Raw genomic sequence first — 24,269 nt, 5'->3', positions numbered from 1 at the left:
AAGGATTAAATTTGTTCAAAAATAAGCTAAAATGATGACGATCTCAGCAGCTCCCAAAAAAATGAATAAGCAAACTAAAAACAATATATTAAAGCTTTATTCTATGTTAGAAGATAATCCTTCTACGCAAATTAAGAATTTAGGAAAAACAGCTGCAGAGCATAAGATGCTTTACCGTTTATTTAGCAATGCAACCTTTACGGAGGATTATATCCAAGAGGAATATATTAAAAGCTGTCATCAAGCATTAGCGAAAGGAGGTAAACAGCGAGTAATTGTACCACATGATACTACAGAAATAAGCTATAATAATAGGAAGAATTGGATTAAGAACCAAGAAGGTTTAGGTCCCGGAGGACGAGAATCCAATTTATCTGTTTTTGGTCATGTAAGCATAGTGATCGATCGAGATACATCTAGTTTTCAATGCATTGGAAGTGCAGATTTATATTCTAGAGATAAAGATAGAGTTACTTGTAAAGAAAAAAAGAATAGAAATTCAGGGCCCTTTGCAGGGGAAAAGACACGTTGGTTGATATCTATGCTAGACTCCGATAAAGAGTTAAAAAAAGTGAATCCAGAATTAGATATTTTACATGTTTGTGATCGAGAAGCAGATATATATCCTATGATGGAATGTCTTAATCGGCATAATATAAAATACCTGATTCGTTCTAAGGAACATAGGAGAACAGCTATTTTAGAGGACAAAAAGAACGTCCCCCTTATCAATCTATTCGATTACCAAGTAGCCCGTCTAAGTACAAACGTACCCCTTGAAACTAGTCGTAAAGACCTACAAGGAATACAGCTAAAAGTTCGTGTGACAAGGACCCTATTAAAGGTTCCAAAATCTTCAAAATATATAATTGGCGAACCTCGACCAGAGCCAATGTATATAAATGTTATAGAGGCTTTTGACCCTACTAAAGCTTTCCCTAATCCCTATCTAAAAAAAGAAGATCGAGAAGAAGAAGGAATCTATTGGCGGCTGTTTACCAACGAGTCTGTAGACACAGAAGAAGAGCTTTTAGATTTACTTAACTGCTATCAACAGCGGTGGAGAATTGAAACATACTTTAAATATTTAAAATCAGATGGCTTTGATATTGAAAACATATGTTTAAGAGATGGAGGCGCCATCCGCAAAATGATACTTATGGCAATTAGTGCATCAGACAAGATCCTTAGGCTACGAGAGGCCGGATTAAACCAAGATAATGAGACTTCAGCGCTTACTATTTTTACTAAGAAAGAGGTTGATTTTCTCGAGACTATTTTTGTAGAACATCTAGACGGAGAAAAAAGAAGCCCTTACAATAGTAATCCATTTAACTCTAAATCAATGGCTTGGGCCTACTGGGTCATAGCCTCGCTCGGAGGCTTTGATGGTATTGTAAAGAAAATAAAACATGCGGCTTCCATTAAAAAAGTAGAGAAAGGACTTGAGCGTTTTTACATTATGTATGACACGGCCAAAATGCTTGGACAGATCACATAAAATAAAAGTGGGTAATAGAAAGGTTGCGGGGCTCGCAGGTCTGCTCGGCCCTGCGGCGGCTGCGCCGCCTGGGTCTGGCCTGACGGCCACCCCTCCACAGCGCTAGGCCAAGGAGGCCTGGCCCTATACACAAACTAAAACTATGTATCCATACCTTTTTGCCATCTGTCTGCTTTGTTTGTCCTCATTTTTGCGGGCCCAATCCCTCTTTAGTTTAGAACAACTAGAAAACGATGAGGAAATCCCCCTCTATTATTCGGTAGATAAGGCCTATCTAGAAAAAGCCAAGGCCTATAAGCTACGCCTCTACAAACAGGCCAATAGTCTGCCGCCTTTAGTGGCCCAATTGCCCAATTTGCAAGCCCTTTATGCCGAGCATATTTACTTTGAGCATTTAACGGAGGCCATTGGCGATTTAGAACAGCTACAACTGCTTTCTCTTCGCCATAATAAGGTGAAAGAACTACCCGAAGCCCTGGCCAAATTGCAAAACCTCAAGTGGCTAGACCTCAGCAAAAACCGCCTGACAAGCTTTCCCTATCCCTTGGACCAATTAGGCGGCCTAGAAAAACTGCAACTGCAAGAAAATGATATTGATAGCCTGCCCGCCGATTTATCCGCCTGGCAAAATTTACAATATCTGGACCTCTCCAATAATTATTTTGTAGACCTTGGTGGCCTGCCTAAACTGCCCAATTTGCAGTATCTAGATCTCTACTATAATAAGCTAGAAGAACTAGATAGCCTGCTTTGGCAAATGGAAAACCTACAACAACTCAATTTGGGCCGCAACCCCCTCAAAAATCCAGAACAACTCTTTGAGCAGTTGCCTGCACTCACAGCACTCTACGAGCTACAATTGCCAGAACTCGGCCTAGAGCAACTGCCCAGTAATTTGGACCAATTGCAGCAAATAGAACGCCTCAACCTGAAAGGAAATAAACTAAAAGCCATAGATGAAAGCCTCTATAGCATGAAGGACCTCTTTTGGCTAGACCTCTCTGATAACCGACTCGATAGCCTCTCGCCCAGAATAGGCGAACTGCAACATTTGGTCTGGTTGAGCTTGGCTGGAAATGACCTAGAGGTTTTGCCCGATAGCCTAAAATATCTGGAAAATCTCCGCTACCTCAGTATTCGAGTGATGGACCTCAAGGGCTTTCCCGAGGTGGTTTGCGAACTGCCCAACCTAGAAGAACTCAATGCTGCCAATATTCAGATTTATAGTTTGCCGAGCAGCATGGAAAAGATGCAAAACTTGCGGGCCATTGATTTGAGCTATAACAAATACCTTAAACCGGGGCAGGTCTTTGCTCGCTTGGCCAAGCTCCCTCGCTTGAGTAGCCTAAAACTAGGGGGGACCAAATATAACTACCTCCCTCCCAATATTGGCGACTTAGAAGCCCTAGAAATCTTGGACCTCTCGGATAATGATTTTGGCCAACTACCCGATAGTCTGTATAGCCTACGCAATTTGCGCAAACTGAATCTGGCCGATACCAAGCTGCGCAAACTCAAGCATAAAATTGGGCAATTGGAGAACTTAGAAGAACTCGATTTGCGCTATAACAGCAAATTGGACCATTTGCCAGAAAGCATTAAGCAATGCAAAAAACTAAAGAAAATCTATTTGAGAGGCTGCCCTATTCCCGAAGAAGAAAAGGCTTGCCTCCGAGAATGGTTGCCTGGCGTAAAGCTCTATTAAAAGCTCATTTTACTGGGGGCGCAGCCCCTTTTATGGCCTAGCGATGCGGCGGGGTGGCCGTCAGGCCAGACCAAAGCCGCCGCAGGCGGCTGCAGGGCCGAGCAGACCTGCGAGCCCCAAAGCGTAGCGCCGACGACCGAAGGGAGGCGGAGGCCCCAAAAAAGATGATTACTCATCTAAATAGCTCTTCTCTTTGAGCGTCATTTAGAGGCAGATGCCTAAAACTAAAAAGGGCTGTCGGAATTTTCCAACAGCCCTTTTTGCTTAGTCTTTATTCAATTCCTCCTGCTTGGGCTCATTTTTAGGAGCTTCGGCTTTGGGTTCCTGTTTTTGGGGATCCTGCTTGGGCTCATTTTTAGGAGCTTCGGCCTTAGGTTCCTGTTTTTGGGGATCCTGCTTGGGCTCATTTTTAGGAGCTTCGGCTTCTTGTTTTTGAGGTTCTTGCTTGGGCTCATTTTGGGGAGCTTCGGCTTCTTTATTTTCTACAGTGTCTGTAGGGCGGGGCGCCTTTCGTTTTGGTCCACGAGGGGGGCGTTTACTGCTGCGCTTGCCTTTCCCTTTGGGGTCTTCCTCATCAGTTTCCTCTTGTTTAGGGGCGTCTTTTCTTTCTTGTTGGCGTTGTTTGCGGTATTTCCGTCTTTCCTGTTCCTCTTCCTTTTCGTATTGCTCTAGGCTAATGATAGGCATTTCATTAGCGTGCATATCATCATAATTGGCTCGGTTCCTATAGGCGTCGATAGCGAGATAGAGGGCACGGCGGAAAGAATCGGATTCGGCTACATTTTTACCGGCCAAATTGAAGGCGGTCCCATGGTCTGGAGAAGTGCGGACAAAGGGCATACCTGCGGTAAAATTGACCCCTTGGCCAAAAGAGAGGGCCTTAAAAGCGACCAAACCTTGGTCGTGGTACATGGCTAAAATGGCATCAAAGTTTTTATAATTTTGGCTACCAAAGAATCCATCGGCAGGGTAGGGGCCAATAGCCATAATGCCTTCCTTTTTAGCTTTCTCGATAGCGGGAAGAATGACCTCTTGCTCTTCGGTCCCAATATTTCCGCCATCGCTAGCGTGTGGATTGAGGCCAAGGACGGCAATTTTTGGGCGATCTAGCCCAAAGTCGGCCCGCAAGCTATGGTGCATCAGCTGTAGCTTACGCAAAACGGTTTGGCTATTGATGGCATCGGCCACTTGGCGAATGGGGAGATGATTGGTCACTAGGCCCACACGGAGGTTTTCGTGCACCAGCATCATTAGGTTTTCTTTGCTACCCAGTTGCTCGGCCAGATATTCGGTATGTCCTGTATGTGGAAATTTGGCTAGCTGCATGGCCTCCTTATTGATTGGGGCAGTGACTAGGGCGTCTACATAGCCATCTTTTAGGGCCTGTACGGCTTTTTCTAGGGCGATATAAGCATATTTGCCGGCTTCTTCAGAGATATTGCCCAGATTGATACGCACATTATCGCTCCAGCAATTGACCACATTGATTTGTCCTTCTTTTGGCTGTTCTCCTTCTTCTATGGTATGAAACTGAAAACTGCGCAGTTTGACAATATTCTTATGGTAGGCCAAGATCTTGGCCGAACCAAAAATAACGGGTGTACAAAGTTCGGTAATGCGGCTATCGCCTAATGTCTTGAGGAGAACTTCCGGACCAATACCGTTAATGTCTCCAATAGAAATTCCTATTTTAATCTTTTCCATGATTGCTTAAAATGAGCGCATAAAAAAAAGCCCTAGCTCAGTTGTTGAATCAGCGCATCGCAGGCGCGGTCCAACATGGCATAGACCAACTCAAAGCCATTATCATCCCAATAAGGATCGGGAACGGCTTGGTTGAAATGGGGCCGTTCGAAGTTCATAATGAGCTGTACTTTTGCTTTTTGCTCTTCTCCTTGGGCCATTTTTCGGGCATCTTGATAATTTTGGCTATCCATAGCCAGAATAAGGTCAAAGATAGCAAAATCTTTGGGTTTTAGGGCTCGAGATCGCTGTTGGCTGATGTCGATCCCATGGGCTAAGGCCACCTCCTGAGAACGAGGATCGGGGGCTTCGCCAGCATGATAGGCGGAGGTCCCCGCCGAATCTATGGTCCAGTCTAAATTTAAATCATTTACTTTTTTACGCAGAATGCCCTCCGCTAGCGGAGAGCGGCATATATTGCCTAGGCAAAGCATTAAAATTTTCATTATACGATTTGCTTTTTTATTTTGTACAACTGTTTAGTTTTTGAGGGAGAGATGAGCTAATCTAGGTCCTCTTGCAACTTATAGACAGGCTTTATTTATATCCTCCACTTTAAGGTAAATAAACTCCCCCGGATTTATGTCAAAAATAAAAGGACAACTATTCAAGCGGGGGCTGATGTGGCATTTGCGATCAGCCTCTCAACGGCAACAAACTCCGCTGCGTTTGCAGCAGCAGAGCTTGCAGTTTCTTTTGCAGATGTCTGAGCAAACAGCATTTGGCCATCACTATAAGTTTGCTCAAATTCGGGCGGCTCTAGACCCCATTCGGGCCTATCAGGAGCAGCTTCCTATTGTAGATTATGAACAGATGTATGCCCATTGGTGGCATCGTTTGCTAGAGGATGAAGCCAATGTAGTTTGGCCCGGAAAGATTCGTTATTTTGCCCAAAGTTCGGGTACTTCTGGTAGCCCTAGCAAGCAGATTCCCGTGAGCAAGGCGATGCTAGGCGCCATGAAACGCAGCACAAAGTTTATGTTTGCCCATTCTACGCAATGGGAATTGGGCCCCGATTTCTATGGCCGAGATTTCCTCATTATGGGCAGTAGCACCACTTTGCGCAAACAGGGCCAACATTGGCTAGGCGATATTTCGGGGATTAATGCCACCCAAATGCCAAGCTGGTTTCGGGGGTTTTATAAACCAGGGACCAAAATTATCAAACTCCCCAATTGGGAGGAACGACTTGCGGCTATTGCCGAACAGGCCCACAAATGGGACCTAAGCGTGATTGCGGGCATTCCCTCTTGGGTGCAAATGATGCTCGAACGGGTGCTGCAGGTCCAAAAAGCTGATCAAATTATTGATATCTGGCCCAATCTCAAGATTTATGTCTCTGGCGGTATCGCCTTTTCGCCTTACCGGCAACGATTTAAGGAGCTGATTGGCGGTAATGTACATACCCTAGATACCTATAATACCTCGGAGGGGAGCTTGGCCTGCCAAACCCGCATTGACGATGAGGTCATGCCCCTAGAGTTGATTCTGAATAATGGGATTTTCTTTGAGTTTATCCCCTTCAATGCCGATAATTTTAGCCCAACTGGCCAGTTGCTTCCCCAAGCCAAAGCCCTGCATATTGGGGAGGTTCGGGAAGGCAAGGAGTATGCCCTGCTCCTCAGTACTTGCTCGGGTGCTTGGCGCTATTTGCTGGGCGATACGGTCCGCATTCTCAATAAACAAAGGGCCGAGGTTCGCCTTACGGGCCGCATTAAGCATTTTGTGAGCATCTGCGGCGAGCATCTTTCTGTAGACAATATGAATGAGGCCCTGGCCCGCTGCGAATCAGAACTGGGCTTGCAATTTGGCGAGTTTCATCTGCAGGCGGTTAAGGTCGGCAATCATTTTGAGCACCATTGGTTTTTGGGCCAAAGTGCTCCCTTGGCAGGCTTGTCGGAGGAGCTGCTAGCGCAGCAACTAGACCAATATTTGGGGGCCCTAAATGATGATTATAAAACAGAAAGAGAAGATAATTTGTTAAGGAAAGTGAAGCTGCGCCTCTTGCCCAATGCCCTATTTTGGGAGTGGTGGGGGCAGCAAAAACGCATTGACGGGCAGTCCAAGTTTCCTAGGGTACTAACCGCCAAGCAATTTGCCGACTGGAAACAATTTTTAGATGCCAAAGGATACTAAAGCCATTTTACTTTTTGATGGGGTTTGCCATCTTTGCGAGAAAAGCGTGCAGTTTGTGCTGCAAAGAGATCGGCAGGCTAAGGTTCATTTTGCCGCCTTGCAATCGGAGGTGGGGCAGCAGCTTTTGGCCCAACACCAACTGGCCCAAAGCGATTTTAAATCCCTGGTTTTAGTAGAAAATGGCCGGGCCTATTTGGGCTCTACGGCGGCTTTGCGCCTGCTTTGTTTGCTGCCTTTTCCTTGGCCCATATTTGGCGTTTTTTTGTGGCTGCCTCGCTTCTTTCGAGATCCCGTCTACTACTGGATTTCCAAAAATCGCTATCGCTGGTTTGGCCAAAAAGAGCAGTGCATGTTGCCTAAAGCGGATTGGCAAGATCGTTTTTTATCCTAATAATTTGGGGCCCGCGGCCGCCTTGGCTTTGCCAAGGCGGCCGCCGCTATGCTGCGGGGCTCACAGGTCTGTTCGGCCCTTCGCTGGCTTCGCCAGCTCGGTCTGGCGCTGTGCGCCACCCCTCCGCAGCGCTGGGCCGCTCCTCTTTTCGGCTTTCTTTTGGCTCTCTTCTTCGGCCCGCAAAAAGGAGCAAAACCCTAGGGTTTTGCTAGCTGGAGCTGCTGTTGGTTGAGCTCGAGCTAGGGTTTTGCCAATAGTTGTCTAGGGGCTTATCCCTAGGCAGTAAAAGGCGAAACACAAAAGTTTAAACAGATTCATAAGAAGCAAGATTATATTCCTGCGTTTAGAAGGAGCGAAGCGACTGGCCTAGCGATGTGCAGCAGTGGCCGTCAGGCCAGACCAAGGCGCTTGCGCCGCAGGGCCGAGCAGACCTGCGAGCTGCGAAACGTAGCGCCCGCCGCAGGCGGGAGGCCCCAAAAAAACAAAAAAGGCCTAGCCCTTAATGGACTAGACCTTTAGACAATTGTCAAAAAAAGATTAGGGGCGTTCGTTATCCACCTCTTTTTCGGGTTTGATGGTCATAATCAATGCTTTTTCGATATCGGCATATTGGTTAATGGCCTTTTTGATATCCTCTGCTTTGAGTTCCTCGATCATTTTTTCTTTGTCGAAAATGCTCAAGGGGTTTTCATTGAAGCGGTATTTATTGAGTAATTGGCCGAGCCAGAAGCGGTTTTCCTTGAGCGAAGTTTCTAGGCCACGGCGTTTAGTTTCGCGGACCTTTTCGAGATTTTCCTCAGAGGGGCCCTCTTTTTGGAGCTTGGCCACTTCTTCTTTAACGGCTTCTACGAGGACCTCCACATCATCGGGCGCGCATTGGAAAAAGACAATAATTTGGCTAGTTCCCTTGGGTTCGCGGCTCATGCCACCGCCTACAAATGGGCTATAGACGCCTCCTTTATCTTCGCGGAGGTTTTCGCGGACCATGATGCTCAGGACGCTAATAGCGGCATCGAGTTTAAAGGCCTCTTGGGCGGACCAATTGGTCTCTTGGGCAAAAGATAGAATCACATTAGACTGAGGGGCGAGCCCTTTCTTGAGGTTTTTGGTCATTCCTTTAGCGGGGAACTTCACCTCAGGGTTGCGATAATTCTCCTTGCGGTTTGTGCTAGGGAGGCTAGCGATATATTGCTCTACCTGTCCTTTAATCTCTTCGGGTTTAAAGTTACCGACGAGCACAAAAGTAAAGTCACTAAAATCGGCAAAGCGTTCTTTATAAATCTCCTGAGCGCGATTCATATCGATACTACGGATTTGTTCTTCGGAGAGGAGGCCAGGGCGGCGGGGGTGATTTTGGCTAAGGGCCTTTTGGTACTCGTTGAAGAAATACTGTTGGGGGTTAGAGAGGGCGTTACGGCTTTGCTCAATGGCCTCTTCCAGATAAGCATCATAGGCTTTTTTGTCTAGGCGGCTTTGGGTGGCATAGAGATAAAGTAGTTTGAGCATTGTTTCGAAATCGGCGGTAGAAGAGCGGCCAGAGAAGCCCTCGCTCAGTTCGCTAATATAGGGGCTAATGCTGACTGTTTTGGCGGTCAATTTCTTATCTAGGGCGATACGGTCAAATTGGCCAACGCCAGAGCGGTTGACTAATTCGGCGGCGCTAGAAGCCGTAAGAAAATCCTTAATATCATAGATAGAGTGGCCACCAGGGCTATAGGCTTGCAGCATAATTTGGTCGCCTTCAAAGTCGGTGGGTTTCAAGATCACCTTAGCGCCGTTAGAGAGCGTCCATTCTGTGATATTGAGATCTTTCTCCTTCACTTCTTTTTGGGCGGTAACCTTACCTGCAGTGGGGGCTTTTTCGAGCAGCGGCATATCGAGGAATTTATCCTTATAGGCTTCTACTTCAATCTTTTCGTTTTCGGCTAGCAGTTCTCGGATGCGTTCTTCTGTAGGAATTTTGAGTCCTTCTTTGGCTGGGGCGGTAAGGATAGCCGTGCGGTTTTCCTTAGTGATCCAAGTTTTGGGCAGGGCGTTCATTTCCTTAAGTTTAATACTAGGGAGAAACTCCTTGACCAACTGTAGTTCCTTTTCGATACCGAATAGGGGGGCATCTTGGAGGAAGTGGCTCACGCATTCGCCGGCGATAGAGGCTGAAGTGACCTTATCGCGTTTGCGGTAGGCTTGTTCTACATAATTGAGGTATTCGGCTTTGGCTCGTTCTAGTTCGGTATCGGTAAAGCCGTGTTCTAGCACTCGTTTTTGTTCGCGTAGGACCAGTGCGATAGCTTCTTCGATACTATTTTCTTTGGCGCCAGCTTGGATAAAGTAGGCGTCGGAATTACGCACATAATTGCCATAGCCAGAACCTGCATAGAGGAAGGGGGCTTTGGGGTCTTGGCTTAGCTCATCGTAGCGAGCATTAAGCATGATATTATAGAGTTGGTGTGCAATAGAGCTCCGAAAATCGTCTAGGGTCTTAATACTTTTGGGAGCATGTTTATGGATCATTTGGAAGCTTACATTAGTAGCTTCTTTATCGGTAGCTACAGAGACAAAAGTTTCCTTATGGCCGGGGACCTCAAAGAGTTTTTTCTCTTTGGGGTTTTCGGGATTTTCCATTTTGGAAAAATTCGTTTTGATTTTGGCTTCGATCTCATCTAGGTCGATATCGCCGACCACGATAAGGGCCATAAGGTTGGGGCGGTACCAATCCTTATAGAACGTTGTGAGGCGTTCGTAGGGTGCATGTTGGATTACCTCTGTTGTGCCGATAGGCAGGCGATTGGCATAGCGAGAATTATAGAAGAGTTTGGGCCAGTAGACTTGGCGCATACGTTCGTCGGCGCCTAGGCGGGTTCTCCATTCTGAGAGGATCACGCCTCTTTCCTTATCAATTTCATCTTCTTCAAAAGAGACCGCAGAAGCCCAATCTTGCATAACGACCAGGCCTTTATCGACCAGGCCTTCCTTATCGGTAGGGAGTTGGAGCATATAGACCGTTTCATCGAAAGAAGTATAGGCATTGAGGTCGGCACCAAATCGGACCCCTGTTTTTTCTAGAAAGTCGACCAACTCATTCTTTTTGAAGTTGGCGGTACCATTAAAGCACATATGCTCTACAAAGTGGGCTAGGCCTCTTTGGCTATCTTCCTCTTGCATAGAGCCGGCATCGATAGCTAGGCGTAATTCTATGCGGTTTTCGGGCTTGGCATTTTTGCGCAGGTAATAGCGCATACCATTTTCGAGTTGGCCCGTTCGGATACTTTCGTCAAAAGGCAGAGCGGCTTCCATGCCACTTGCTTTTTCTTTTACGGTAGAGGTGTTTGCTGAGATACTGCCTAGGCCGCTAAGGGGCGAGCTAGTATCTTGGGCTGGGCTATTTTGCTGCTCATCATTAGAGGAGAGCCCACCTTTTACTTTAGTAGAAGTTTTACAGGCGGCTACTCCCATTAGGAGCAATCCTAGGGCCAAGCCCCATTGTTTTAGCTTCATCATGAGATATGTCAATTAAGAAATAAGGTATATGTAATGCGTGTATGTTAGTGTTGTATTTTTTACTTTCATTTAAGCAAAAATAAAATTTGAAAATAGAAACTGAATTTTTTTCGACTGATATGCCTTTATAGGCCATAAAAACAGTTAAATTTAACTTTTGCTATATTGCAGTAAAACCTCTAAATAGGGCTGTATAGTGTTTTCTCCTTCTTGAGAGAAGGGAAAAAGAAGAGCGAGATAGTTAACCTATAGGATGTATTTAAAAATGAACAACCTTAAAGTACAAGGCTTTCCTTTTCTGTTTGCCCCGTCACTTTTTGTAATTATTTTGAGTTGTCTGTTGAGAAATACCTAAAATATTCTAATCTGTGGAGGTTTATAGCTGAGTTTTTGGCTAGCCTATTCATTGTTTTGTTAATTCCTGATAAAATAAATTGGGTCTTAATAGATTGATTGTGAAGGTGTTGTAATATTTTTTATTATTAGGGGGTTAATTTTTCGATTTTTGAGGTAACAAAAACCAAAATTTTGGCATAAATGTCTAAAGATAGAAGTAAAGAGAACGCTCCATTGCTTGAAGCGATTCGGTTGAGAGACGATAAAGTAATAAAGCAGATATATCTGGAGAACAAGAAAAAGTTTGTACCTGCAGCTTGTAAAATTTTTATGCAAAAAGAAGCGGAGGTCAATGAGTACTATCATGAATGTTTTCTTGTTTTTGTAGATAATGTGCAGAAAGGTAAATTAACGAGGCTGACTTGTCAGCTACATACTTATTTACTGGCTATATCTAAGCGTTTGCGTAAGGAATCTTTCCGGAATAAGCAAAGAGATAAGTCGTCTACTCATGATACCGAATTTTGGTTAAATGTAGATGGGGAGTCTAGTTCTGTTGATACCTCTATTTTGGAACATTACGAAGATGAGCATCGTAAAAAGATAGTAAGGGGTTTACTAAGTCGCATTAGTCCTTCTTGCCAAAAGTTGCTCAATCTTATTTTTTATAAAAATTATAGCTTAGCTGAGATTGTCGAGCAAATGCAATACTCTGATGAGCGAGTTGCACGCAAGCGAAAATCGATTTGCATGAAGAAGCTCCGAGAGATTGCAGAGTCATTTAAAGATAAGCTTCACTAATTGCTAGCCCCCCCTATATTTGCTAGTAGTAAAATGCCCCTAATAATGATCACAGAAGAGAAGAAAATAGAGCTTATTGAAAAGCTGGTCCTCAATTATGAAATGACGGCAGAAGAGCGCCAAAAGGCAAATGATTTAAAAGAGACAATGCCTACAGAAGAGTATAAAGATTATGAGATGCTCTTTAAGGGTTTGGATGGTTTGGCCGCAGACAGCTTATTGGCCGATATGAAAAGCTGGGATGCAGAGGCAGCGGCAGCGGAGGAGGAGACAAAAGAAAAGCCTGCTGCAAAGGGTTCTTTCTTGTCAAACTTTAAGTTTTGGCAGCTGGCCGCTTCTGTACTTTTGTTGTTTGGCCTGAGTTATAGCCTTTATCAGTTGTTTCCGCAAGAGGACCGCTATTTTGCTAGCTTGGAGGCCGCTCCTTTGTATAGCTTTACCCGAGGACAAGCTCCTAAGGCTAGCCAAACATTGATTGCCCAGAAATACCGAGATAAAGATTATCCCGCTCTTGTAGAACAGATGGCCCAGTTGTCTTTGGCCGAACTGCAAGCCAAGGATCTTAAAACACAACTGGCCTTTGGGTTTAGTAGTGTGAAAACAGGCAAAGAGTTGGAAAAAGCAGAGGCTATGCTCTTGGCTTTTCCTCAAGAAGAGAACAAAATACGCTTAATGCAGCTCAAGGACTTTCAACTCTTTCTGATTAGTTATCAATTAGGAAAGCAAGAGGCTATGCAGGCACTTGCTGCCCAAATCTTAAAGCAGCCTCGACATGAGTGCTATGCGCAAGTACAAGCCTTTTATGAGGAAAAAGACCTTGCCTTACCTCAGTAATTAGTGATTGTTAAGATAGAATTCTACTGGCCAGCCTTACCTTAGGGCTGGCCTTTTTGTTTGGCTAATGCACAAAAAACTAGAGACTATAGAAAGAAGGCAGATGCCCCAAAATATAAAGCATAAGTTTGTTTAACTTGCCAAACTACCGTAAGTTAATGGACTAAATCTGTATCATATTATGGCCGTTTTGTTAGCATATAAAGGCTTGACAATAGACTTTAAACAGGGCAATTTGCCTGCTGTCCGAGCCGTGGACCAGCTGAGCTTTCAGTTGCGATCTGGAGAGCTGTTGGGCATTGTCGGAGAATCGGGCTCTGGTAAATCAGTGAGCTGCCTGGCCGCACTACGGCTGTTGGCAAGGCCCGCAGCACAGTATACCGCCGGACAAATTATTTATCGAAAAGGAGAGGAGGAGCTAGACCTTCTACAACTGAAAGATGCCGAAATGCGAAAGATTCGAGGCCAAGAAATCGCTATGGTTTTTCAGGAGCCTATGAGCTCTTTAAATCCCGTTCTCTCTTGTGGAAAACAACTAATAGAAGCTATTCCCAAAGAGGAAAAAAAAGAGACCGAAGCCGCCAAAGCTCGAGCCTTGGCCTTATTGAAAAAAGTACGCCTAGATGATAGTGAACGCATTTTTGCAGCTTATCCACACCAGCTTTCTGGTGGCCAAAAACAACGCCTAATGATCGCCATGGCTTTGGCAGGCCGCCCTAAAATCCTAATTGCCGACGAACCCACTACGGCCCTAGATGTCTCGGTCCAAAAGTCTATCTTGGCCCTCATTAAACAGCTGCAAAAGGAACTAGATATGGCCGTAATATTCGTAACACACGATTTGGCCGTTTTAGCCGAAATTGCCGACCGAGTCCTAGTGATGTATCAGGCTAAACGAATGGAAGAAGGCCCTATCAAAGAGATTTATGAATCACCAAAATCACCTTATACCAGAAGCCTGCTGGCCTGCCACCCCCCCCTAAATAGTTGGCTCAAACGATTGCCTACTGTGGCCGATTTTATGGGACAGCCCCCCAAATATAGCTCGGCTAAGGCCGCCCGAAAAGCACTCGCTAAACCAGCCCCTACCTATAAAGTACCTAGCGTTCAGCCGCTTTTGGAGGTGGAAAACCTAAGGACCTATTTCCCCAATCAACGCAATTTCTTTGGCCGTAGCAAAAGCTACCTTAAAGCCGTTGATGGGGTGTCCTTTGCTTTATACCCCGGCGAAGTGTTGGGCCTGGTCGGAGAATCAGGCTCAGGCAAAACTACCCTAGGCCGCAGTTTGCTGCGCCTACAAGACTGCCAAGCCGATAAGCTTTGCTTTGATGGACAAGATCTCCAAAATTTGTCGCCCAAAAAGTTGCGTCAACTCCGCCCACAAATGCAAATCATTTTTCAAGACCCCCTAGCCGCACTCAATCCTAGACAAAAAATTGGAGCCGCCATTGAAGAACCTATGCGCATGCACGGCATCTTGTCCTCTAAACTAAAACGCCGAAAACGAGTAGAGGAATTGCTCGAACAAGTAGGGCTTTCTGCCAATCAATATAACCGATACCCCCATGAGTTTTCTGGCGGACAACGACAACGAATCTGTATCGCTCGTGCCTTGGCCCTGCAACCCCGCCTGATTGTTTGCGATGAATCGGTTTCGGCCCTAGATGTCTCGGTGCAGGCACAGGTCCTCAATTTATTGCTAGACCTAAAAGAACAGTACCAATTGAGCTATATCTTTATCTCTCACGACCTCTCCGTAGTCAAGTTTATGGCCGACCGCCTGCTCGTTATGCAAAACGGAAAAATTGTAGAAGCCGGCAGTAGCCAACAAATTTATGAAAATCCCCAAAAAACCTATACCCAAGAACTTATTGCTGCTATCCCAAAAGACTAGCTGAAAATCATAATTAAAATAAATTCTCCCCTTTATTTTTTTTACTGCTTTGGGGCCCGCGGCCAACCTAGGCTCCGCCTAGCTTGGCCGCCGCTATGCTACGGGGCTCGCAAGCCTGCTCGGCCCTTCGCTTTTTTCGCTTTGCTCAAAAAACTCGGTCTGGCCTGCGGCCACCCACTCCGCAGCGCTGGGCCAAATAACGCTCGGCCAAAACAGAAAACTTAAGCAAAGAAAGAAAAAATTAGGCAGAATCAAAAAACAATTAATATATTAGCAGCCGTAGTTAACTAACTGAAAATAAAAAAGTTACGCTAATTGCTTAACCAATTGAGAATTAATAAATTAGCAGAAATTGAAGAGCTATATCGTTTTTCTAAGAGGAATCAATGTCGGCGGCAAACGCAAACTGCCTATGAAGTCGCTCCAAAACTGGCTAGCCGAAAGCGGAAACTACCATGCCGTAAAAAGCTACCTGCAAACCGGTAATGTTTTGCTCAAAACAACAGCAAAATCCCCCAAAGCATTAGAAGACCAACTAGAAAAATTGCTCCAAAGCAAAATGCAAGATGCCCCCAGTATCCTAGCCCGAACCATAGAAGATTATATTTCTGCCATAGAAAATCGACCATTTCAAGAGCAGGCCTTAGAAAAATCTTATCTTTGTCTTCTCAAATCTGCTGATTATCAGGGGCAGCAAGAAGCCAGCGATGAAGTAGAAAAATGGAAGTGGCAAAAAGGAATGTTATTTCTCTATTACCCCAATGGCTATGGCCGCTCAAAACGAACCAACAACTATTGGGAACGACAACTAAAAATGCCCTGCACTAGCCGCAACTATAAAACTTGCCTGCATTTACTCGCCTTAGCCAAAAGCACCTATGTTGATTAGCAAACAAGAGTTGAGTTCTTCCCTTGGCGTCTGTAACTCAACCATTAGCAACTGGATTAGAACCGGCCTGCTACCCGATTACCAAAAAGGCCAAGAAGGATATAGCCCCAGAACGATAGAGGATATCATGAGCCAGATACAAGCCACAAACAAACTGAAAAGTAGAGTGAACCGCAGCCATAAACATGAATTGCAAATCGTAACCGGAACCCTAAGCTATGCCGAAAGTAAGCTTTTGGTCGAATGGCTACTCCAACTCTCCGAACGCCACCAGCTTTCAATAGATGCACTCATGTGTTGCCTCTCTATTAAGGCCCTTGATGATGCTCAACTCATCAAAATAGATTGGACCAATAGCCAACTCAATTCTAACTCCAAGGAGTTTACCGCCTTTCTGCAAACTTGGCTAGATGAACAAAGCCTGCCCAAAAACTTAGAACCCCTCCAAAGAGATCTACTCGGCCTTAGTGTGCCCGAAAAAGAACCCGATTTTATGGGGGTGATCTACGAATCTATGCGCAGCCTAAGCGAAAAAGCTAAGCTGGGCGCTTTCTTTACTCCCGCCGAATTAGTCGAGGATATTGTACTGCCCGCTACCGCTTCTGTTCTCGACCCCTGTAGCGGAACCGGAACCATTCTACTCCATGTCTTAGACCGCTCACACGCCCCCTCTCTTATCCACCTCCGAGATGTCGATAGCCTAGCACTCCGCATCGCTAAGGTCAATTTTGCCCTCTTTTTTCACCGTATCGATCAACTGGTCCATACCGAAGTAATGGATGTGCTAGAGGAACAACCCCAAGAACAATTCGATTATATTATTACTAACCCCCCCTGGGGCGCCAAATTAGATAAAAAACGCAAAAAAGAATTACGCAAAACTTATCCAGATCTCAAAAGCCCAGAGTCTTTTAGTATCGCAGTCTTCAATGCCTTAGACAAACTCAAAAAACAAAACAGTAGCCGCCAAGATAGCCGCCTGATTTTTATCCTGCCCGAGTCCCTACTCTATGTAGATGCCCACAAAGGAATAAGAGAAATTCTCTTCGAACGCCAATACAAAATTGCAATCCGCTTTTTTGGCAAAGCCTTCAAAGGAGTAATGTCTAGCGTGATTCGCCTAGAACTCCAAAGAGGAAAACGCCAACTCCAACTCGAAAGAGAGGGCCAGTCTATGGAAATTCCCTTTGAGCTCTTGGCCCAAAATTATTTCCGCCCCCCAGCCCTAAAAACTAAGGCCGAACTCCAAATTCTCCAAAAAATTCTAGACCGCCCTTCTTTTACCCTGGCCCAAGGCGATAGCACTTTTGGCCTCGGTATCGTTACCGGAAATAATAAGGCCCACCTCAAAAATAAACCCGCCCCAGGCCTAGAACCCATTTATACCGGCAAAGAATTACAACCCTTCGCCTTTGATGCCCCCCGCAAGTTTATCCGATTTGAACCCGCAAAACTACAACAGGTGGCCCCCCTGCAACTCTACCGCCAACCCAAAATTTGCTACCGATTTATCTCTAAAGAACTAAAGGTGGTGGCCGATTTTAAAGGCAGCTTGCTGCTCAATAGTATCAATTTTATTGTGCCCGACCGCCGGCTGTCTATTAAGGCCCTTTGCGCCTTCCTCAACTCGCCTGTGGCAAGCTTCCTCTATCAACGACTCTTCAATTCTATTAAGGTCTTGCGCCGCCAAATTGAGCATTTTCCTATCCCGCAAGCCTTCAAAGAATATAGCCCAGCCCTAGAAAATCTGCACGATTGGCAGGTGGAAGGCCATGAAGGCCGCTGGGAACTACATGTACTCACCGCCAAAATGTATGGCCTAGACGACCTAGAAACAGAGGTCCTCTGGAAAACTATGGGCGGAGAAGATCTTTAAGCTTTTTTGGGGGCTGCCCCTTCCGCCGGCTTGAAACCCAGCGCAAAGCGGTATCGCTTTGCGAAGCGATACAAAATGAGGGTTAAAACCCTCATGAGTTTTCGGGCGGGTCGGGCTGGGTACTCCCGTTGGTCGTCGAACTGGCGCCCCTATAGGGGCTGGTTGTCGCAGCTCGCTGTTCGCTCGGCCCTGCGGCGCCTTTGGCGCCTGGGTCTGCCGCCTGCGGCGGCCCTGCTGTCCATCCCTCAGCCGCGTCGCTTCGCTCCTTTGCGGCGGCTTCGCCGCCTGTAGGACCTAAAAAGGGCCTCGCTATATCTAGCGAGGCCCTTTTGCTTTGCCCTAGCGGCGGTTGTTATACTGCCGCTTGTTTTGGTAATTATTGTTCTTCTTATAATAATTGTTGCGGCGATACTTCGGCTTGAGAAAGTCTAAGTAGACCTTGGGCGAAATACTTAGCTCTCCATTGCTCAAACGATGCAGCTCATCGGCAATGAGCTCATTGGTCGCATGCCCCTGATTAAATTTATTGTAGGCCTGCTTCATAAAGGCCGCAATAATGCGAGTAAAATCAGCCTTCTTGTCTTCATCCTCCATAGCAATCGCTTTCTCAATCATCTGAGGGATGCCACGGCCATATTGGCGGTAGCGGAGATTGTTTTCAGGGTAGGGGATAGCATCGGGTTTGATTTTTTCCTTCTTGCGAGGAACCTCCTCTGGAATATCAACCGCTAGCTCATAATTGCAAATTTGCAAAATATGCGACCAAATTTTGATGCGGTAATCTTCGGTGCTTCTTTGTGGGTCGGGATACATATTGGTAATCAACTTGACAATATGTTCTATAGCGGCCTGTCGTTCTTCTGCATCTTCAATGGCTTTGGCATGAAGAATCATGGCTTGCATATTTCGGCCAAACTCACGCACGAGAATGGGCTCCTTTTCAGTATGATAAGTAGATGGATGTTGCATAAATAGTATTCTGTGTACAAAGGAAAGCAAGGGACCAATTTGGCCCTTTGCGGTGGTATGGGGCGGCAAAGCCGCCACGGCCGTTAGGCCGAACGGACTAGCGATCTGTAGCAGGGCCGCCGCAGGCGGCAGACCAAAGGCTTTTGTAGCAAAGCGAAAAAGCCTGCAGGGCCGAGCAGACCTGCGAGCTGCGAAAGGTAGCGCCCGCAGCCCCACTGAAGAGGGCTGCGGGAGGCCCCAAAAAAGGAGACTATTCTACAGTAACAGATTTGGCAAGGTTGCGGGGCTGGTCTACATCACAGTCGCGCAAAATGGCAATATGATAAGCCAGCAATTGCAGGGGGATAACAGAAAGTAGGGGAGAAAGTGGCTCCTCGGTATCTGGAATTTCGATGGCATAATCGACCAATTTCTCAATGGCCTGATCGCCTTCCTTGATAATGGCGATCACCTTCCCTTTTCGGGCCTTAACTTCCTGAATATTGCTAATGACCTTTTCGCGGGTGCTATCATTGGAGGCCACCACGATCACGGGCATATTCTCGTCAATAAGGGCAATTGGACCATGCTTCATTTCGGCTGCGGGATAGCCCTCTGCGTGAATATAAGAAATTTCTTTGAGTTTGAGGGCCCCTTCTAGGGCCACGGGGAAATTATAGCCACGGCCTAGGTAGAGGGCATTATTGGCATCCTTAATTTCCTGGGCCACGTACTTAATTTTGGCGTCATTTTGCAGCAGGCTTTCCACCTTGGCGGGAATATTTTCTAGCTCATTGAGGAGCTGGAAAAAGTAAGAGCTAGAGATCGTCCCCTTTTTGCGAGCCAGTTGCAGGGCCATCAAGGTAAGGAGGACCAATTGGCCAGTAAAGGCCTTGGTAGAAGCCACGCCAATTTCTGGACCAGCATGAATATAAGAGCCGGCATCCGTCATTCGGGCAATAGAAGAGCCCACCACATTACAAATACCGTAGAGCAGGGCATCGCGGTCGCGGGCCAATTCTAGAGCGGCAATAGTATCGGCAGTTTCTCCCGATTGAGAGATGGCCAAAACGATATCATTATTTTTGATAATCGGGTTGCGGTAGCGAAACTCCGAAGCGTACTCTACTTCGGTTGGAATGCGAGCTAGGTCTTCAAAAAGGTGTTCGCCAATTAGGCCGGCAATCCAAGAAGTACCACAGGCGGCAATAATAATGCGATCGGCATTCAAAAAGCGGTTTTCAAACTCATTGATTCCCCCCAAAGTAATAATACCTTGCTTGGCATTGATTCGCCCACGCATAGCATCGGCAATAGTTTTGGGTTGCTGATAAATCTCCTTGAGCATATAGTGGTCAAAACCGCCCTTCTCGATAGTGTCAATCTCCATTTCGAGATATTGGATAAAAGGCGTTTGAACCTCATTGCCAATGGTTTTAATCACAAACTCGCCATTATCGCGAGCAATTAGGATTTCCTCATCATTGAGGTAAACCACATTTTTGGTATACTCTACAATTGGAGAGGCATCAGAGGCAATAAAAAACTCGCCAGATTCGCCCAAGCCAAGGACCATTGGGCTGCCTTTTCGGGCGGCAATAATGCGGTCGGGAGCCGTTTTATCAATAATCACAATCGCATAAGCGCCAATTACTCGGTTAAGCGACATTCTTACCGCCTCCTCAATAGAAACATCCTCTTTTTTCTGAATCTCTTCAATGAGGTGAATCAATACCTCGGTATCGGTTTCCGACTCAAACTCATGCCCTTCTTTTTCTAGGGCCATCCGAAGGCTATCGTAGTTTTCAATAATTCCATTATGAATAATGGCCAGCTGCTTGTTGCCCGAAATATGGGGGTGCGCGTTAATGTGGTTCGGTGCGCCATGCGTTGCCCAGCGAGTATGCCCAATGCCAATATTGGCCTGGGTACTTTTTCCGGTAGAAAAATCAAGCAATTCCTTGACCTTTCCCTGCCGTTTATAAACCTTAATCTCTGTTTCTCCTTCGGCAGGATTAAAAAGCGCCACACCGGCACTATCATAGCCACGATACTCTAGGCGCTGAAGCCCTTTAATAAGAATAGGGAAAGCCTGACGCTCTCCAATGTAGGCAACAATTCCACACATAATTTAATCGATTTTGGTGTAGGTTAAGAAGAGTTTGGCCTGAAGGCTACTCGCCTGCCCATTTCCAATACGCATACGCTCGGTATCCGTAATAGCAGCCGTTTGAATATAAAGTGCTGCCTCTTCTGTTTCCTGATCAACTAGGCGTTGTAGGTACTCAGATAAATTCATGGCAAAATAGGCTTGATCTTCATCATAGCTCAACAATCCACCAAATAAGAGGAAAGGGTTGCTTGGGTTAAGATTGACAGAACTGGTCACATCATCAATCAATAGGTAACCGTCAGTACTCGTCTTCTCTAAACAAAAAAGTTGATCTGGGGCGGGAAAATTTCGATCCTGCTCTTCGGCTAGTTGAATGACTAGCTCCGCTTTGTTCACAACAATAGCGCCTAAGTTAGCCAGATGCGGAAAGGCCAGACGAACACCCAGTCCGTTCATCCCCTGAAGGTAAACGATGCTATCACTGCTATTATTTTGAAGCACAGTCGTATTGCTATAATTATGGCTAATGTTCAAAACCGATTCCGCATCATCGTCCATCAAGTAGTCGTAACTTTGGGCCACACCCGCAGAATCTGTATAATAAAGCGTCAGCTTAGAATAGGCACTCTCTGATAAAAAACGCAGAATAGCCGATTGCTGTCCATTGGTTTTTGGGCGAATATAGACCCCCTTAAAGGCTTCTTTAAAAACACTATTACTACTATAAATAGCCGAATCGGGCTGCATAAGGTATTGGCCCAAAGAATCGGCCAAGCGAATACGCAACTGAGGGTCAAGGGCCGCATCATCCACACTCACGAGCTCATTCACCTTAGGAATAAAGCTAAAGTCAGCCAACAAATCGCCTGTCAAAAATTCAGCATCAGCGCTATAGTCTTCATCGGGGTCAATGTCTTCGGCCAAACGATAAACCTGCCATTCCTGAAGCCCCAATTGGCTGATGTTTCCACCATAATGCCCCACCGAATCATAGGCCAGACTCAACACCAAAGAATCAAAACTAGCATTGGGAAAACTAGCATTACTACTGGTCAATCGAAAGTTGGCATAAACTCCAGCCTCCGTCTGACCAAAAATAGGATCCAAATAACTGCCGCAAACCCAACGCGTCCGAGCCGAGCTCGTAAGCGGATCGGTCAATACTGTTTGTAGATCCAGACTCAAACTGTCGGTATAAATAATATTGGCAGGGTCTTGCTCTACTAAAGAAAGACCTAATTCGCTAGGTTTGCTACAAGCGGCCAAGAAAAAAAGGCTGCTCCAAAAAAAGAGGGTTCTAATTTGCATAAACGTTTAGACTACAAGGCCCATATCGGGCGGTGATTCAATGCTAGAGAGGCCAAGGCCGCTAAGCGGTCACAAAGGTACAAAATAGTATTTAGCTTTCTCTAGATTTTATATAACTGGGCGGCTTATTGAGATCAATAGCTTGATTTTTAGGGGCTTTCCCTCCCTGCGGTCGGGCCGGGCTGTATCGCAGCTCGCTCTTCGCTCGGCCCTTCGCCGCCTGCGGCGGCTCGGTCTGGCCCTGCGGGCCACTGCTGTCCATCCCTAAGCCTGCGGCGGCTTCGCCGCCTGTAGGCCGCCAAAAGGGGAGCTCTCCCTTAGCAACGCCCCTTAGGCCAAAAGTGTGGGGCCAAAAACAAAAAAAGCGCTCATCAATAAATTGATAAGCGCTTTTTATTGCTCCAAATAAATGAAAGCCTCGGCAAACGACTAGGCGTTTTCTTCTACAGGCTTAAGCAAATCCTGGAAAAAATCCCATTGCTTGCCCCATGCCTCTGCATCTTTTTCTACCCCACAGCAAAAGCTAGCTTTATCGCTCTTTTGCATCATCTCCTCCGGCGCCGTAAAGGCATCGGCATAGGCAATCGCCCCAGCATTGAGGTCCAATTGCCCCTCAGGCATATAAGCGGCCTGCTCTTCTTCACTCAATTGGTTGTCTGCAGCTACCTGAGCAAACTGCCCAGCCAAAGCTGTCTGTACTTTCTCATCCACAGGATAAGCAGAGTAAACCAACTGACTATCTTGGAAAATAGGCTCGTTCTTATAATGATTCTTGAGGTAAGCAGGCAATAAACTGCTCATCCAACCATGGCAATGAATTAGGTCAGGCGCCCAACCAAATTTCTTAACCGTTTCAATGACTCCCTTACAAAAGAAGGTCATGCGGCTCATGTTATCCTCAAAAGGCTGCTCGTCCTTGTCCAAAAACAATTGCTTGCGCTTGAAAAAGTCATCATTGTCCAAAAAATATACCTGCATACGTGTACCAGGCAAAGAGGCAACTTTAATAAGTAAAGGGTAGTCTTCATCACTGACGTTAATGTTCATACCAGAGAGACGAACCACCTCATGCAAACGGTGGCGACGCTCGTTGATCAATCCATATCGAGGCATCAAAATGCGCAATTCCGCACCCTGCTCCTGTATGTATTGAGTATACTGACGAGCAATCTCCGCAATCTCCGACGCAGTTGTGTAGGGCTTGAACGCCTGGCTCACAACCAAGATTCTTTTTTTATCAGCCATAGACCTTATATGTATATAGTTAAAAGAAAATTTTCTTTGAAATCGAACTTCAAAGCGTTTGCAAAATTACAAAAAAAAACCGACTTTTCCGAATTTATTCGCAGATTCCTATCGGTCAAGCGCTTTGTACATAGGAGTTTGTAGGTTTTTTAAGCAAGAAAATTATGCTGGTTTGTAAAAGTCGATCTGCCTTGCAAGCAGCTCTAAACAATTGGAAGGCCGCCAACAAAAGTTGGGGCTTTGTGCCCACTATGGGCGCCCTACATCAAGGACACCTTAGCCTCCTCCAACAGGCCAAAGAAGAACAGGGCCTAGCCCTCTGCTCTATCTTTGTTAATCCCTCCCAATTTAATGATCCCAAAGACCTAGAGGCCTATCCCCGCCCCATAGAAAAAGATATTGCCGCCCTAGAAGCCATAGGTTGCGACCTGCTTTTTTTGCCCCCTGTAGAAGAGGTCTATCCCACTAACTGGACCGCCCCAAAGGTCCCGCTAGATGGCCTAGACCTTCCCATGGAGGGCACCCATCGCCCAGGCCACTTCAAGGGGGTGGTAGAGGTGGTCTACCGCCTCCTCGAACTCTGCCAACCCAAAGCCCTATATATGGGCCAAAAGGACTTTCAGCAGTATGCTGTCGTGGGCAAAATGATTAGAGAACTGCAATTGCCAGTAGAGCTGCACTGCAGCCCTATAGTCCGCGAAAAAGATGGCCTAGCTATGAGCTCTCGAAATGTGCGCCTCAGCCCCAAAGGCCGCGCCCTGGCCCCCGCCCTCTACCAATCGCTACAAGCCATGCAATCCGCTAGCGAAAAGGAACCTCAGGCCAAAAATCTAGTCGAACAAGCCCAAAAAAGCTTGCAAGCAGCAGGCATCCAAGAAATTGACTATTTCGAAATTGTAGATGGCTATAATTTGCAGCCCCTAAAGTCCCTAGAAAATACTAACTTTGCGGTCGCCTGCGCTACGGTCCGTATCGATGGCGTACGCTTGCTCGATAACCAGATTCTAAAGAAAATTTAATTTGTGGCCCCGCCACAAAGCAATTATTATAA

17 protein-coding genes are annotated in these 24,269 nt (G+C 46.1%); 10 read left to right on the top strand and 7 right to left on the bottom strand.

The window, feature by feature from the left end; all coding sequences use genetic code 11:
* Nucleotides 1-31: 31 nt before the first annotated feature.
* Both SAPGRDRAFT_RS07435 and SAPGRDRAFT_RS07430 read left to right on the top strand, forming a co-directional pair.
* Nucleotides 32-1,501 (top strand): IS4 family transposase, encoded by a 1,470-nt coding sequence (locus SAPGRDRAFT_RS07435; RefSeq protein ID WP_037349936.1) that lies wholly within the window; start codon nucleotides 32-34, stop codon nucleotides 1,499-1,501.
* A 142-nt stretch (nucleotides 1,502-1,643) separates the two neighbouring features.
* Complete coding sequence (locus SAPGRDRAFT_RS07430) at nucleotides 1,644-3,206, top strand: leucine-rich repeat domain-containing protein (protein WP_002658421.1); 1,563 nt, start codon at nucleotides 1,644-1,646, stop codon at nucleotides 3,204-3,206.
* Nucleotides 3,207-3,470: 264 nt separating this feature from the next.
* On the opposite strand, the gene pdxA is transcribed toward SAPGRDRAFT_RS07430, so the two are convergent.
* Nucleotides 3,471-4,910, bottom strand: coding sequence for a 4-hydroxythreonine-4-phosphate dehydrogenase PdxA (gene pdxA / locus SAPGRDRAFT_RS07420; RefSeq protein ID WP_002658420.1), 1,440 nt, complete (start codon nucleotides 4,908-4,910; stop codon nucleotides 3,471-3,473).
* 32 nt (nucleotides 4,911-4,942) lie between these two features.
* On the bottom strand, nucleotides 4,943-5,395 hold the full coding sequence (locus SAPGRDRAFT_RS07415) for a low molecular weight protein-tyrosine-phosphatase (RefSeq protein ID WP_002658418.1): 453 nt from the start codon (nucleotides 5,393-5,395) through the stop codon (nucleotides 4,943-4,945).
* Nucleotides 5,396-5,531: 136 nt separating this feature from the next.
* On the opposite strand from SAPGRDRAFT_RS07415, the gene SAPGRDRAFT_RS07410 reads away from it, so the two are divergent.
* A complete protein-coding gene (locus SAPGRDRAFT_RS07410) occupies nucleotides 5,532-7,085 on the top strand; it encodes a GH3 family domain-containing protein (protein ID WP_002658417.1) in 1,554 nt (517 codons plus the stop codon).
* Nucleotides 7,069-7,476, top strand: coding sequence for a thiol-disulfide oxidoreductase DCC family protein (locus SAPGRDRAFT_RS07405; RefSeq protein WP_002658416.1), 408 nt, complete (start codon nucleotides 7,069-7,071; stop codon nucleotides 7,474-7,476). Before SAPGRDRAFT_RS07410 ends, SAPGRDRAFT_RS07405 begins: the two co-directional genes overlap by 17 nt.
* 537 nt (nucleotides 7,477-8,013) lie before the next feature.
* Here the strand turns inward: SAPGRDRAFT_RS07405 and SAPGRDRAFT_RS07400 are convergent.
* Nucleotides 8,014-10,974 carry a M16 family metallopeptidase gene (locus SAPGRDRAFT_RS07400; RefSeq protein WP_253271287.1) on the bottom strand — a complete coding sequence of 987 codons (2,961 nt, stop codon included), beginning with the start codon at nucleotides 10,972-10,974 and terminating at the stop codon, nucleotides 8,014-8,016.
* Between the two features lie 537 nt (nucleotides 10,975-11,511).
* On the opposite strand from SAPGRDRAFT_RS07400, the gene SAPGRDRAFT_RS07395 reads away from it, so the two are divergent.
* From SAPGRDRAFT_RS07395 to SAPGRDRAFT_RS07375, 5 genes are all read left to right on the top strand, one after another.
* A complete protein-coding gene (locus tag SAPGRDRAFT_RS07395; protein WP_002658411.1) occupies nucleotides 11,512-12,111 on the top strand; it encodes a sigma-70 family RNA polymerase sigma factor in 600 nt (199 codons plus the stop codon).
* A gap of 45 nt (nucleotides 12,112-12,156) precedes the next feature.
* Nucleotides 12,157-12,945, top strand: a complete 789-nt coding sequence (locus SAPGRDRAFT_RS07390) for a hypothetical protein (protein WP_002658410.1) — start codon at nucleotides 12,157-12,159, stop codon at nucleotides 12,943-12,945.
* Nucleotides 12,946-13,126: 181 nt separating this feature from the next.
* Nucleotides 13,127-14,839 carry an ABC transporter ATP-binding protein gene (locus SAPGRDRAFT_RS07385; protein WP_002658409.1) on the top strand — a complete coding sequence of 571 codons (1,713 nt, stop codon included), beginning with the start codon at nucleotides 13,127-13,129 and terminating at the stop codon, nucleotides 14,837-14,839.
* A 352-nt stretch (nucleotides 14,840-15,191) separates the two neighbouring features.
* Nucleotides 15,192-15,728, top strand: coding sequence for a DUF1697 domain-containing protein (locus SAPGRDRAFT_RS07380; RefSeq protein WP_002658407.1), 537 nt, complete (start codon nucleotides 15,192-15,194; stop codon nucleotides 15,726-15,728).
* Complete coding sequence (locus tag SAPGRDRAFT_RS07375; protein WP_002658405.1) at nucleotides 15,718-17,604, top strand: TaqI-like C-terminal specificity domain-containing protein; 1,887 nt, start codon at nucleotides 15,718-15,720, stop codon at nucleotides 17,602-17,604. Before SAPGRDRAFT_RS07380 ends, SAPGRDRAFT_RS07375 begins: the two co-directional genes overlap by 11 nt.
* Before the next feature lie 339 nt (nucleotides 17,605-17,943).
* On the opposite strand, the gene SAPGRDRAFT_RS07370 is transcribed toward SAPGRDRAFT_RS07375, so the two are convergent.
* From SAPGRDRAFT_RS07370 to SAPGRDRAFT_RS07355, 4 genes are all read right to left on the bottom strand, one after another.
* Nucleotides 17,944-18,573, bottom strand: coding sequence for a DUF4290 domain-containing protein (locus tag SAPGRDRAFT_RS07370; RefSeq protein WP_002658402.1), 630 nt, complete (start codon nucleotides 18,571-18,573; stop codon nucleotides 17,944-17,946).
* A gap of 250 nt (nucleotides 18,574-18,823) precedes the next feature.
* Nucleotides 18,824-20,680, bottom strand: a complete 1,857-nt coding sequence (glmS, locus tag SAPGRDRAFT_RS07365; protein ID WP_002658400.1) for a glutamine--fructose-6-phosphate transaminase (isomerizing) — start codon at nucleotides 20,678-20,680, stop codon at nucleotides 18,824-18,826.
* 3 nt (nucleotides 20,681-20,683) lie between these two features.
* The gene (locus tag SAPGRDRAFT_RS07360; protein WP_002658399.1) at nucleotides 20,684-21,973 is read right to left on the bottom strand and encodes a DUF4270 family protein; all 1,290 of its coding nucleotides are present in this window, start codon (nucleotides 21,971-21,973) and stop codon (nucleotides 20,684-20,686) included.
* A gap of 429 nt (nucleotides 21,974-22,402) precedes the next feature.
* Nucleotides 22,403-23,218 (bottom strand): glycogen/starch synthase, encoded by an 816-nt coding sequence (locus SAPGRDRAFT_RS07355; RefSeq protein WP_002658398.1) that lies wholly within the window; start codon nucleotides 23,216-23,218, stop codon nucleotides 22,403-22,405.
* 164 nt (nucleotides 23,219-23,382) lie between these two features.
* On the opposite strand from SAPGRDRAFT_RS07355, the gene panC reads away from it, so the two are divergent.
* The gene (gene panC / locus SAPGRDRAFT_RS07350) at nucleotides 23,383-24,237 is read left to right on the top strand and encodes a pantoate--beta-alanine ligase (RefSeq protein ID WP_002658397.1); all 855 of its coding nucleotides are present in this window, start codon (nucleotides 23,383-23,385) and stop codon (nucleotides 24,235-24,237) included.
* The last annotated feature ends 32 nt before the right edge of the window (nucleotides 24,238-24,269 follow it).

Source organism: Saprospira grandis DSM 2844 (genome assembly GCF_000275825.1).
GTDB lineage: Bacteria > Bacteroidota > Bacteroidia > Chitinophagales > Saprospiraceae > Saprospira > Saprospira grandis_A.
This window is presented reverse-complemented; position numbering and strand designations above follow the sequence as displayed.

Coding starts and splice junctions, on each gene's coding strand:
- SAPGRDRAFT_RS07400 (WP_253271287.1), bottom strand. CDS start 10,974: ATGATGAAGCTAAAACAATGGGGCTTGGCCCTAGGATTGCTCCTAATG.
- SAPGRDRAFT_RS07415 (WP_002658418.1), bottom strand. CDS start 5,395: ATGAAAATTTTAATGCTTTGCCTAGGCAATATATGCCGCTCTCCGCTA.
- SAPGRDRAFT_RS07370 (WP_002658402.1), bottom strand. CDS start 18,573: ATGCAACATCCATCTACTTATCATACTGAAAAGGAGCCCATTCTCGTG.
- SAPGRDRAFT_RS07385 (WP_002658409.1), top strand. CDS start 13,127: ATGGCCGTTTTGTTAGCATATAAAGGCTTGACAATAGACTTTAAACAG.
- SAPGRDRAFT_RS07405 (WP_002658416.1), top strand. CDS start 7,069: ATGCCAAAGGATACTAAAGCCATTTTACTTTTTGATGGGGTTTGCCAT.
- SAPGRDRAFT_RS07355 (WP_002658398.1), bottom strand. CDS start 23,218: ATGGCTGATAAAAAAAGAATCTTGGTTGTGAGCCAGGCGTTCAAGCCC.
- glmS (WP_002658400.1), bottom strand. CDS start 20,680: ATGTGTGGAATTGTTGCCTACATTGGAGAGCGTCAGGCTTTCCCTATT.
- SAPGRDRAFT_RS07375 (WP_002658405.1), top strand. CDS start 15,718: ATGTTGATTAGCAAACAAGAGTTGAGTTCTTCCCTTGGCGTCTGTAAC.
- pdxA (WP_002658420.1), bottom strand. CDS start 4,910: ATGGAAAAGATTAAAATAGGAATTTCTATTGGAGACATTAACGGTATT.
- SAPGRDRAFT_RS07435 (WP_037349936.1), top strand. CDS start 32: ATGATGACGATCTCAGCAGCTCCCAAAAAAATGAATAAGCAAACTAAA.
- panC (WP_002658397.1), top strand. CDS start 23,383: ATGCTGGTTTGTAAAAGTCGATCTGCCTTGCAAGCAGCTCTAAACAAT.
- SAPGRDRAFT_RS07390 (WP_002658410.1), top strand. CDS start 12,157: ATGATCACAGAAGAGAAGAAAATAGAGCTTATTGAAAAGCTGGTCCTC.
- SAPGRDRAFT_RS07430 (WP_002658421.1), top strand. CDS start 1,644: ATGTATCCATACCTTTTTGCCATCTGTCTGCTTTGTTTGTCCTCATTT.
- SAPGRDRAFT_RS07410 (WP_002658417.1), top strand. CDS start 5,532: ATGTCAAAAATAAAAGGACAACTATTCAAGCGGGGGCTGATGTGGCAT.
- SAPGRDRAFT_RS07395 (WP_002658411.1), top strand. CDS start 11,512: ATGTCTAAAGATAGAAGTAAAGAGAACGCTCCATTGCTTGAAGCGATT.
- SAPGRDRAFT_RS07360 (WP_002658399.1), bottom strand. CDS start 21,973: ATGCAAATTAGAACCCTCTTTTTTTGGAGCAGCCTTTTTTTCTTGGCC.